At 71.3% G+C, this 11,149-nt stretch carries 10 protein-coding genes; 6 read left to right on the forward strand and 4 right to left on the reverse strand.

Annotated elements, in window-relative coordinates; translation table 11 throughout:
* Positions 1 to 265 precede the first annotated feature (265 nt).
* The 3 genes from VGW35_21500 to VGW35_21510 are packed head-to-tail and all read right to left on the reverse strand — an operon-like array spanning position 266 to position 1,973.
* The gene (locus VGW35_21500; protein HEV8310248.1) at positions 266 to 730 is read right to left on the reverse strand and encodes a VOC family protein; all 465 of its coding nucleotides are present in this window, start codon (positions 728 to 730) and stop codon (positions 266 to 268) included.
* 30 nt (positions 731 to 760) lie between these two features.
* On the reverse strand, positions 761 to 1,159 hold the full coding sequence (locus VGW35_21505; GenBank protein ID HEV8310249.1) for a RidA family protein: 399 nt from the start codon (positions 1,157 to 1,159) through the stop codon (positions 761 to 763).
* Positions 1,160 to 1,175: 16 nt separating this feature from the next.
* The gene (locus VGW35_21510; protein ID HEV8310250.1) at positions 1,176 to 1,973 is read right to left on the reverse strand and encodes an enoyl-CoA hydratase family protein; all 798 of its coding nucleotides are present in this window, start codon (positions 1,971 to 1,973) and stop codon (positions 1,176 to 1,178) included.
* A 152-nt stretch (positions 1,974 to 2,125) separates the two neighbouring features.
* Here VGW35_21510 and VGW35_21515 point away from each other — a divergent pair, with 152 nt between their 5' ends.
* A complete protein-coding gene (locus VGW35_21515; GenBank protein ID HEV8310251.1) occupies positions 2,126 to 3,319 on the forward strand; it encodes a ketoacyl-ACP synthase III in 1,194 nt (397 codons plus the stop codon).
* A 104-nt stretch (positions 3,320 to 3,423) separates the two neighbouring features.
* Here the strand turns inward: VGW35_21515 and VGW35_21520 are convergent, their stop codons facing one another.
* Entirely contained in the window at positions 3,424 to 4,980 is a 1,557-nt protein-coding gene (locus tag VGW35_21520) for a TIGR03618 family F420-dependent PPOX class oxidoreductase (GenBank protein ID HEV8310252.1), read from the reverse strand.
* Positions 4,981 to 5,175: 195 nt separating this feature from the next.
* Here VGW35_21520 and VGW35_21525 point away from each other — a divergent pair, with 195 nt between their 5' ends.
* From VGW35_21525 to VGW35_21545, 5 genes are all read left to right on the forward strand, one after another.
* Positions 5,176 to 5,631, forward strand: a complete 456-nt coding sequence (locus VGW35_21525; GenBank protein HEV8310253.1) for a VOC family protein — start codon at positions 5,176 to 5,178, stop codon at positions 5,629 to 5,631.
* A 52-nt stretch (positions 5,632 to 5,683) separates the two neighbouring features.
* Positions 5,684 to 7,147: a DNRLRE domain-containing protein gene (locus VGW35_21530; protein ID HEV8310254.1), complete on the forward strand. Its 1,464-nt coding sequence runs from the start codon at positions 5,684 to 5,686 to the stop codon at positions 7,145 to 7,147.
* Positions 7,141 to 7,815, forward strand: a complete 675-nt coding sequence (locus VGW35_21535) for a hypothetical protein (GenBank protein HEV8310255.1) — start codon at positions 7,141 to 7,143, stop codon at positions 7,813 to 7,815. The genes VGW35_21530 and VGW35_21535 overlap by 7 nt, the downstream gene beginning before the upstream one ends.
* 256 nt (positions 7,816 to 8,071) lie before the next feature.
* Positions 8,072 to 8,944, forward strand: coding sequence for a pirin family protein (locus VGW35_21540; GenBank protein HEV8310256.1), 873 nt, complete (start codon positions 8,072 to 8,074; stop codon positions 8,942 to 8,944).
* 163 nt (positions 8,945 to 9,107) lie between these two features.
* A partial coding sequence (locus VGW35_21545) for a hypothetical protein (protein HEV8310257.1) occupies positions 9,108 to 11,149 on the forward strand: 2,042 nt, incomplete at its 3' end.

An 11,149-nucleotide genomic window follows, 5' to 3' on the forward strand; every position in this document is an offset into this window, starting at 1 on the left:
CGAAGGTCGGCGAAGGGCCGGAAGAAATCGGGGTCCTCCCGGGCGGCAAACGTCCACTCGGGCAGGGTGATGTGAGGTTCGCTTTTCGCGCGGGCTTCCAGCTCCGTCTCGGCGGGCTCGTCTGGCATAACGTCTCCCTTCCGTCAGCTCCTAGTTCTTCGGGGGGGTCTCGGAAGACCCCCCGAGGGCCCCCCTCGGTTGCGGCGGCACAGCCGCCGCTCGGAGCGCTCCTCATGCGCCACCGCGCTCGGTGGCTGGCGCCGGGTCACTCCGGCCGGCTCCCGCTGACGGCCGGCTGGTAAAGCTCGACCGTGAACCCATCGGGGTCGCGGAGGTAGACTCCGTACGCCCCCCGGTGAACCCCGGCGGTGATCTCGGTCGGCTCCGAGATCAGCCGGGCCCCCCGCCGCCGGAGCTCCTCGCAGGCCTCGTGGATGTCGCTCACCTTGAAGCAGACGTGCGCGTTGCCGGGCCGGTTGGTCTCGCGGTCGGTCGGCGGGGCCGGGTGCGACAGGTACTGGAGTAACTCCAGCATGCCGTGACCGTCCGGAGTCCTGAGGAGGGCGATCTCCAGCCGGACGCCCGCGAAACCGGTGATGGTGGAGAGGTACTCGGCCGTGCCCTGCTGCCGCCGGTAGAGCTGGAGGCCCAGGACGTCGCGGTAGAACTCGATCGACCGCTCGATGTCGCTGACCGTGAAGCCCGTGTGGTACAGGCTCTCGACTTTCATCGTCCGCTCTCCCGTCCGTCCGGCACCGATTCAGTCGAGGACGGCGATCCCGTCGATCTCGACCAGCGCGTTGTCATCCCAGAGCGCCTTCACCTCGACGAGCGTCATCGCCGGGTAATGGCCCCCGAGCATCTCCCGGTAGACCTGGCCGATGGGCTTGACCTTGGCCCGGTAGTCCTGCTTGTCTAGCACGTAGAGGGTGAGCTTGACGAGGTCGCCGAGCGTGCCGCCCCGGGCCTCGAGCACTGTCCGCACGTTCAGGAGCGCCTGGCGGAACTGCCCGACCAGGTCGCCGGGGGCCACGATACGTCCGCTCGGGTCCTGGGCGGTCTGACCCGCCAGGAACAGGAGCCGGCCGCTGGCCTCGATCCCATGCGAAAACCCGGATGGCTTGGCCAGGCCGGGGGGGTTCACGATCGTCTTCGGCACGACCCTCCGAAACGAGTCAGCGGCCGGTGAATCGCGGCGGCCGCTTCTCGGTGAACGCGCGGTAGAACTCCTTGTGATCTTCCGCCATCAGGAGGAGGGCCTGGGCCTGCGCCTCGGCCTCGATGGCCGAGACGAGGTCCATGCCCCACTCGTTGCTCAGCATGCGCTTGGTCATGGCGAGGGCCTGGGCCGGGCCTTCGGCGAGCCGCCGCGCCAGGGCGCGCGTCTCCTCGCCGAGTCGCTCGACCGGCACCACCCGGGACGTCAAGCCGTAGCGCTCCGCGGTGGCGGCGTCGATCGTGTCGCCCAGCATCAGGAGCTCGGTGGCCCGCCCGAAGCCCACGATCCTGGGCAGCAGGAAGGCCGCGCCCATGTCGGCGCCGGCCAGTCCCACCTTGGTGAACAGGAAGGCGAACCGGGCGGCCTCGGCCATGATCCGGAAGTCCGCGGCGAGGGCCAACACGGCGCCGGCGCCGGCGGCGATGCCGTTGATCGCCGCGATGACGGGCTTGTCGAGGAGCCGGAGGTTGCGGACGACAGCCCCCGTCATGCGGGTGAACTCCAGCATGCCCTTCACGTCCCGCTTGCCGAGTTCGCCGATGATCTCGTGGACGTCGCCGCCGGAGCAGAACCCCTTGCCGGTCCCGGTGAGCACCAGCACCCGCACGCCCCCGTCGGTCTGGCACGCCGCGGCGAGCCGCTCGAGCTCGGCGTAGACCTCGAAGGTGAGCGAGTTGAGGGTGTCGGGACGGGCGAAGGTGACCGTCCCCACGCCGTCTTGCACCTGGTAGTCGAACGCGGCGTAGGCGCTCATCGGCGGCTCGGGGCCCGGGTCGGCGCGAGACCGATGGGCCTGAGCGTAGCGACCGGGACGCGGATCGTCAAGCGGGTTCTCCCCCCGGGCAGACGAGGCGGCGCCTCTAAAATGGTTGACACCGACCCGCGTGATACTGTCGTATTTGAGCCATGAGGCCGACGGCCGATAGCCCGATCATCACCGGTCGGGGAATGTACGTACCCGACGACGTCCTCTCCAACGAGGACATCGCCCGGCTTCTCGACCCCCGGTGGCTGGCCACCTGGGTCGACGAGAGCCCGTGGTGCCAGCAGCGGATCCGGGTGCTCCGGGCGGAGTCCGCCCTGTCCGGGGCCTCCCGGGACCAGCTGGATCGACGCGCGTTCGTCGACTACGTCCACCAGCGGATCGGCATCCGGCGCCGTCACGTCGTCGACCGCAGCGCCATCCTCGAGCGCCGGCGCTCCACCGCCGGCGTGTTCGGCTCGGACCTCGGAGCCCGGGCGGCCCAGCAGGCGCTCGACGCCGCGGGCGTGTCGGCCGCGGAGGTGGACGTCGTCATCTGCGGCACCTCGAGCCCCGACCGGGTCTATCCCGCCACCGCCGTCGAGATCCAGGACCGGATCGGGGCCGGCGACGCCTACGGCTACGACCTCCTGGCGGCGTGCTCCAGCTTCGTCTACGGGCTCGAGATGGCCCGCGGCCTCCTCGTCGCCGGCCTCTGCCGGCGCGCTCTCGTCGTGGCGGCCGAGTACTTCACCTGTGCCGTCGATTACCGGGATCCCAGCAACTCCTTCTTCTGGGGCGATGCCGCCGCGGCCGTCCTCATGGAGGCGGCGCACCTCGGGAGCCCGAAGGGCGGCTATCAGCTTCTCGACGGCTACTGCCGCTCCCAACTGAGCCAGAACATCCGGACCGGGCTGGGCGGCACCAGGCCCTTCGTGGCCGGCTGCGGCATCGCGCCCGCATCCGGGGACGCCGCCGAGCCCGGCGGCCCGGACTACCCGTACTTCTACCAGAACGGCCCCATGGTGTACCGCGAGGTCATCCCCCTGGTGGCCCGAGCCACGAAGACGATCCTCGAGCGGAATGGCTGCGGGGTCGGCGACATCCGGCTCTTCATGTTCCACCAGGCCAGCACGCTGGTGCTCGACGGCATCAAGAAGCGGCTGTTCAAGGACGAGACCCCTTCCGACCGGGTGCCGATGAACCTGGTCGAATACGGCAACACGAGCAGCTGTGGGGCGGCCATCTGCCTGGTCGAGGAGGCCGTGATGGGGGCCGGAGAGCTCGCCTGCATGACGGCGTTCGGCGGCGGGTACACGATCGGCGCCGCCCTCCTCCGGAAGGTCGCCCCCGCCTGATTGGTCACCGCGTCGGTTCGGTCGTGCCGCCTGGCCTAGACGCCGGGCGGGATGACGCGGTAGACCTCGCGTGGCGCCGAGACTGGGCCGGGCGCCATGGGAACCTAGCCGAAAGGGTCCCAGGTGGTCACGCGCTTCGGCGCGATCTTGTAGATCCGGCGCACTTCGCCGGGGAAGCGCCAGCTCGCCGGATACGTCTCCGTGCCCAGATATCGTTGGGCCAGCCTGTCCAGGTGCGCCTCCGCGCCCTGCTCCGTGATCTCCACCACCGGACCCCGCACGGCCAGGTAGCGATTCGGGTTGTCCGGGTCCGGGATCTCGATGGCCACCTGCCGGCGGTTGTCCATGTTGAGGTCCTTCTGCCGGCCGGCCGCCGAGTTGACGAGGATGTGCCGCCCGTCGTAGTCCACCCACACGGGCGTGAGGTGAGGGGTGCCGTCGGGCATCAGCGTCGCCAGGTGGGCGTAGGTCCGCTTCTGGAAGAGATCGAGAAACTCCGAGGGGATCGGCCCGGCCGGCGGCTGCTCCCGGCGCCAGGCGTCGTAGCGCGCGGTGAACTCGGGGTCCTTCCGCTGGAGCCGGTGGTAACCGACCCGCCGGCTGCGCGTCATCAGTCGGTAGGCGAAGGGGATGGGGGCGAGGTCCAGGTAGTCGCCCACCTGTTCCAGCCAGAGCAGGCTCGCGTAGGCCGCCTCCTGGAACTCGTCGACCACCGGCTTGCGCACGCGCTGGAACTCGACCAGGGCCGCCTCGACCCGTCGCTGGCCGGCGAAGCAGCCGGCCAGCGCGATGGCGTCTTCCAGGGCGAGCTTCGTCCCGGATCCGATGGAGAAATGCGCGGTGTGAAGGGCATCGCCGAGCAAGACGATGTGTCGGTGGCTCCAGTGCTTGTTCTTCACCAGCGGGAAGTTGAGCCACTTGACGAAGTTGTTGGAGAGCAGGGGGTGGCCGCCGAGGTCGGCCTTGAAGACGTGGGCCAGGTATGCGCACGTCTCCTCGTCGCTCATCCGCTCGAGGCCGGCCCGCGCCCACGTCTCGGGAGGGCACTCCACGATGAAGGTGCTGGTCGTCGGGTTGAACTTGTAGGCGTGGTAGATGAACAGGCCGGCGTCGGCCTCCCGGAAGCCGATCGTCAGGCCGTGGAAGAGCTGGGAGGTTCCCAGCCAGAGGTACTTGTTCTGGCGCACGTCCACCGACGGCAGGAAGAAGTCGGTGTAGGTTCGCCGCACGAGGCTGTTGGCGCCGTCGGCCCCGACCAGGAGATCGCAGGCGGCGACCTCGTCCGGCGGCCCCACGCCGGCGACGTTCTGGTGGAACCGGACGTCGACGCCGAGGGCCCGGCAGCGCGCCTGGAGAATGTTGAGAAAGGCGAGCCGCCCGATGCCGGAGAACCGGTTCCCCCGAACCGAGACCTTCTGGCCGCGGTGGACGACGTCCACGTTGTCCCACACCTCGGAGGCCGCGGTGATGTCGGCGTAGGTCTCGGGGTCGTGGTCACGGAGGAAGGTGTAGGTCCGGTCCGAGAAGACGATGCCCCAGCCGAAGGTGTCGTTCGGGCCGTCGCGCTCGAAGAGCGTGATGGCATGGGCGGGCTCGCGCTTCTTCATCAGGATGGCGAAGTAGAGCCCGGCCGGCCCTCCGCCCACGACGTGGATCTTCATGGCCGTAGTCTACCTCACCACTGTATGGCGCGGCCGTCGACGTTCCCGGCCTGCCCGGTGATTCCGGGGACCCCTTGCCACTCGCCCGGCGCCTGGGCTACGTTCGGGTACCGTGGACAGACCCCTGATCGGCGGCTCGCGGCGGCTATGTGGCCCCCCCGAAAGGAAACGGGCGGAGGCGGAGCGAGGAGGCCGATGATGATCAACGTGAAGAACATCGGGCACGTCGTGCTCAAAGTGAGGGATCTTGAGCGGGCGGCACGGTTCTATCGCGACGTGCTCGGGCTCAAGGAGGTGGCCCGCGGGACGTTCGGACGGCCGATGGTGTTCTTCTCGGCGACCGGCGAGAATCACCACGACATTGCGCTGTTCGACATCGGCCCCGCCGGCGCACCTCCCGATGAGAACGGAGCGGGGCTGTACCACGTTGCGCTCAAGATTGGCAACAGCCTTGATGAACTCCGCCGGGCGAAAGCCCACCTGGAGGCGAACGGAATCACACGCCTGCGGGTGAGGGACCACCGGGTCAGCCAATCCATCTACCTGTCAGACCCGGACGGCAACCGGCTCGAGCTCTACGTTGACGCGGATGCCACGATCTGGCACGAAGATCCCTCGGCAGTGGCGACCTCGGTTCCGCTGGAGCTCTGAGCCGCCCAATTGTTGGCACTCCCGTGATTGCCGCAACCGGGTTCTGGCCGCCTTGAAATTCCTCGGCGTCACGCGCGTCATCATGCTCGCGCTCGCCGGCGTCCTGCTCGCGGCGCCGGCGGCGGCGGTCCAGGCCCTGCTGACCGACGACGCCTATACCGCGGCGGCCACCGCCACGCGGAACTTCGGTCGGGCGCCGACACTTCTCGTCCAGGGTGCCCCGCGCCGGACCACCGCGTTCCTCAAGTTCGACCTCTCGACGCTGCCGAGCGGCAGCCAGGGGAGCGACATCGCCAAGGCCACGCTGATCCTGTGGATCAACACCGTCGGCGGGGCCGGTCTCTTCGACGTCCACATCGTGCGTGGGCCGTGGATGGAAGGCACGCTCACGGCCGGAACGGCGCCCCGCCTCGGCGGTGTTGAGATCGGCGGCGTGCCGGTGACAGCGGCAAGCACCCACGCCTTCGTCATCGTCGACCTCACCGAGATCGTTCAGGACTGGCTGGACCGCATCCACCCGAACCACGGGATCGCGCTGGTGGCGCGCTCGGCCGGGCTCTCCGTCGCGTTCGACAGCAAGGAGAACGCCGCGACGAGCCACGAGGCCCGCCTGGAGATCGTCCTTCGGGGGCAGCCCGGCTCGTCGGGTCTCGCGGGGCCGGCCGCCCCACCGGGACTCGCGGCGCCGCTGGGCCCACCGGGGCCCCGGGGGCCGGTTGGCCCGCCGGGACCCGCGGGTCCGCCGGGACCGGCGGGTCCACCAGGATCGGCGGGACCAGCGGGGCCGCGCGGGGAGCCCGGATCAGGAGGCGCGATGGGACCGTCGGGTCCGCCCGGGCCATCCGGCCCGGCCGGGGCGGCTGCTGGCGGGCCGCCAGCCGGAACGGCGTCTGCCCGGGCCGCGGTATCCGAGCGCCTCGGGGGCCTGCTCGAGTTCCGCGCGAGTGGAATGTGGACCGCCCCCGCTGGCGTGACGAGCGTGCTGATCGAGGCGTGGGGCGCCGGAGGCGGGGGCGGAGGCGGCTCGAACGCCGGGGCCGCCGGCGGCGGAGGGGGGAGTGGGGCGTACGGGCGTCGCGTGCTCGCCGTGGTGCCGGGATCGACCTACCGGGTGGTCCTGGGCCAGGGCGGAGAGGCGGGCGCCCCCGGGACCGCGGGCGGACCCGGGAGCGACACGGAACTGCAGGCGGTCGCCGGTCCCGTGCTGCTCGTCGCGCGCGGAGGTCGAGGCGGTGCAGGGGCGGCGGGCGAGAGCCCTGGTGCGCCCGGCGCCGGGGGCCGCGGCGAGACCGGCCCGGGGATCACTCGTGACGGGATCGAGGGGTCGCCCGGCACCCCCTGCCGGCTGGCTCCGAACCCGCCGACCTGCCTGCTCCAGGGGCGCGGTGGCACCGGCGCCGCGACGCTGCGCGGAAGCGTGGATCCGCCGGCGGCAGCCGGAGCCGGCGGCGCCGGAGGAGATGGCGGGCGGCCGGGAGGCCGAGGCCAGCCGGGTTACGCGATCCTCCAATGGTGATCTGTGAGCCGGGCTCTACCGGGGCGAGGGCACTGCCGAAGCAGAATCGGGTCACGCCGTTCGGGGAGCTGATCCGCACGGACTGTCGCGGCACGCTGATGGGCAACCGTGGCTGCCTGCACGACGACGAGCAACGCGTTCGCCGATCGTTCGCCTCCAAGCGATGGATCGTGTGCTTGCTCGAGTTCAATGGGCGCCATCGGACGGTCATGGCACCGGGGCGCTACACGGAGCTGTTCTTCCTGGACGAAGCCACCGCGCTGGCGGCGGGTCACCGACCCTGTGCCGAATGTCAGCGAGCCCGGTATCTCCTCTTCCGCGCGTGCTGGACGGAAGGCAACCGCGAGCGGAGCGGAGGACGCATTCCGTCGGCGGCTGACGACATCGATGACGTGCTGCACGCGGAGCGGCTCGACGGTACACGTGGAAAGCGGACCTACGCGGAGCGGCTCTCCCGGCTGCCGAGCGGGGTGATCGTGGCCGACGAGGAGAACCGGCCTCACCTCGTCCAGGAGCGGACTCTCGCGCCGTGGACGCCTGGCGGCTATGGTCCGGCGGTGCCGATGCCGACCGATCGGAGGTTCCAGGTCTTGACGCCGAGGTCGACCGTCCGGGCGATCGCTCGAGGATTCCCCGTCGGCGTCCATCCCACGATCAGGGCGGCGTGAACGATAGATGACCTGTCCGAGGTGTCGGCACCCTCACCCACGAGGTGGCCTACGGGAGCGTGCTGCAAGAGCGCCGACGCGAGCTGCACGCCAGGATCGTCACCGCCTACGAGCAGGTTCACGGAGGGGTTCGAGACGACGGATCTCCGGGCGGCGAGGGCACTCCTCGATGAGCTCGCGCCATGACCGCCCTCTCCGGAGGACCCTTGCCACCCGCCGGGCGCCTGCGTTACGTTCGACCTCGGAGGTCCGACGCATGACCCAGTCCTCGCGCCCGGTGGCTCAGGTCGTCACGCCGGAGCCGGTCATCGAAGGGGCGGGCGTCCATCTCCGACGGAGCATCGGTACTCGGACGCTCGACCACCTCGACCCCTTCCTGCTCCTCGACCACTTCGAGTCGGTCAATCCGGCGGACTACGAGGCCGGGTTCCCCTATCACCCCCATCGAGGAATCGAGACCGTGACGCTCGTCCGGAAAGGGGAGGTGCGGCATGGCGACTCGCTGGGGCACCGCGGGACGATCGGTGCCGGAGACATCCAGTGGATGACGTCGGGAAGCGGCATCCTCCACGAAGAAATGCCTCAGATACGTCCCGAGGGGATTGCGGGGTTACAGCTATGGCTGAATCTGCCGGCGCGCGAAAAGATGAGCCGGCCGAAGTACCGCGATCTGCCGGCGGATCGTCTCACGGAGACGGCGACGGACGACGGGGCGAGGATTCAGGTCATAGCCGGCCAGGCGGCCGATGGGCGGCTCGTGGGACCGGTCGAAGGCCTGGCCGTTGCGCCGAAGTTCGTCGACGTGACGCTGCCACCCGGCGCCATGTTCCGGGAGACGGTGCCGCGGGGCCACACCGCGTTCGCGTACGTCGACCACGGCAACGTCCGGTTCGGGCCGGAGCGGACCCCCGTTCATGCGCCCGCCCTCGTCGTCTTCGGTGATGGCGACGTCGTGGAGGCATCCGCCGGCGCCGGCGGCGGGCGCTTCCTCCTGGCGGCGGCTCGACCACTTCACGAACCGATCGCGCGCTACGGGCCGTTCGTGATGAATACCCGCGCGGAGATCGAGCAGACGCTCCGGGACCTTCGCACCGGCAATTTCACCCGCGACGAGCCCCGCGACGACTGAAGGCAAATCCGGCGACATCGCTCCCCGGAAGTGTCGACGGTCGTCATCGTGATCCTGGCGCTCGTGATGCTGATCGACCGCATCAGCGCCCGGCTGCGGGCCGCCGTCATCTGAACCGGGGCCGGCGGCCCTCGCCTGGCCGCCGACCCTCCGAGGGTCGCCGATGGGCTGGCTGATCCGACTTCTCGGCCTCGGCCTCGCTCTCGTCCTTCTCCAGCGGCTGGTCGCGCGCGTCGCCGGGCCGCGGCGGCGCCCGGGCCCGGCGCCGCCGTCGCCGGCCAGTTCCGGGCCGTCACCCGTGCCGGGGCCCGCCCCGGTTCCACCAGGCCCGCCCGAGCTCACCGCGTTCCGGCCACTCGATCGCACCGGGCCGACCGTCCCGGTCCGCTTCGTCGTCTCCGATCCGGGCAGCGCGCGTGTCGACGTCCGCGTCGAGTACAGCTTCGGCGGCGGGGGGTTCCAGGCCGCGACGCCGGCGGCCACGAGCGACCGCATGACCGACCTGCCCGCGCCCGACGTCGAGGCCGACTACCGCTTCATCTGGAATGCCGGGGCGGACCTGGGGGTCGTCCAGGGGGCCGCGCAGCTCCGCTTCACGCCGCTGCGCGGCGCCGTCGCCGGCCAGGCCTCGACGGTCGGGTGCGCGCTCGATACGACGGCCCCGCCCCGGCCGCCCGCGCTCCCGGCCGCTCCGCCGGCGCTCGGGCCGAAGCTCACGATCAACGCCGGGGACAACCAGGTAGGCATCTCGGGCCGCCTGCTCGCCGCGCCGCTCTCCGTCCAGGTGGTCGACGCCGCCAGTCGGCCCGTCTCCGGCGTGAAGGTCGCCTGGACCGTGGCCGCCGGCACGCAGGCCGACATCGAGGGCGATCCCTTCCGGTCGACGCTCACGAACGCGGGCGGCCTCTCGTTCGCCCGCGTCCGCTTCCAGCCCGGCTTCGTCGGCATCGGCGGGGTCCGAGCGACGCTGGTCGGCGTCCCCGACCAGCGGGCGGATTTCCGCGTGGAGGCCCGCAAGCCCCAGATCCTGGTGCCCACGCTCGGCGGCATCCGCGCCCGCTTCGGCGAGAGCTTCGACATCGACGTCCAGTACGACGCCGACGGGAGCCGCGCCACGACCGACTTCGAGCCCGACCCCGTCCGGCCGGTCGTCCTCCGCGTCGAGGCGATCGACGCCGTCCTGCTGCACCGGGAGCTGCGCCTGCCGCCCTCGCCGGGAGGCAGCGCCGCGGCGCGCGTCACGCTGGTGCCGACGATCTACGCGGGCACGGTCAAGATCCACGTCGCCGACGCGGCCGACCCCACGGTGACGGCCGACATCGACCTGACCGTCGAGACCCCGCCGGTGCAGCGGCTCGTCGGCGTGTCCCTGGCCGGGGTGGTCGCGGTGAAGCGGTACGACCCGGTGAAGATCCGGCTCGAGCCGCGCTCCGGGCTTCCGACCCGGCCGGCCACGCCGACGGCCCCCGCGAAGCCCGTCGCGCAGGTCGGTTATCCGGGCCTCACGCTCGACACGGGGTTCCTAGTGGCGCTCACGGACGGAACGACCACCTTCGATACGGAGGTGACCGCGGGGACGACCGGCTGCGGCGTGATGCCGATGACGCGGACCCCGCTCGACGTGGGGTGGACCTGCAGCGGCGGGACGCTCTCGGAGACGAAGGCGCCCGGGACGGCGGGGCAGCTGACGGCCGGCCTCACGACTCCCGTCTACTTCACGCCGGCCGGGCCGGGTCCCTGGTGGGTCACCGCGGGGATACGCGCCGGGACGCACGTCCTCGATCCGCTCACCGCCCCCTACAACTACGTCGACGCGCTCGGCCAGCCACGGTGCATCCAGGAGCACTCGCTCCAGCTCGGGGCCACGTTCGCGTTCCCGGTGCAGACGCCGACCGACGTCCAGATCGTCTACGCGGCGACGCCGCCCGGCGCCGGCACCGCCGTCGAGCGCGTGACGCCCGGCGACGCCGCCCGGGTGATCGTCAAGGGGCTCTCGCCGGTGGCCGCCGGGACGCCGGACCGCGTGACGCTGGCGGCGCTCGATGCCCGCGCGCGCAAGCCGCCCGCCTACACCGGCGCCACCGTCCCCACCTTCGAGCTCACCGCGGCGATGACGCGCGCCGGCACCGAGCTCACCTCGGACGACGTGCTGCCGGTGCAGGCGGAGCCGCTCGCCACCGTGGCGCCCGGCTCGGCGCTGTCGGT

It is taken from the genome of Candidatus Methylomirabilota bacterium (assembly GCA_036005065.1).
Taxonomy (GTDB): domain Bacteria; phylum Methylomirabilota; class Methylomirabilia; order Rokubacteriales; family DASRDR01; genus DASYQW01.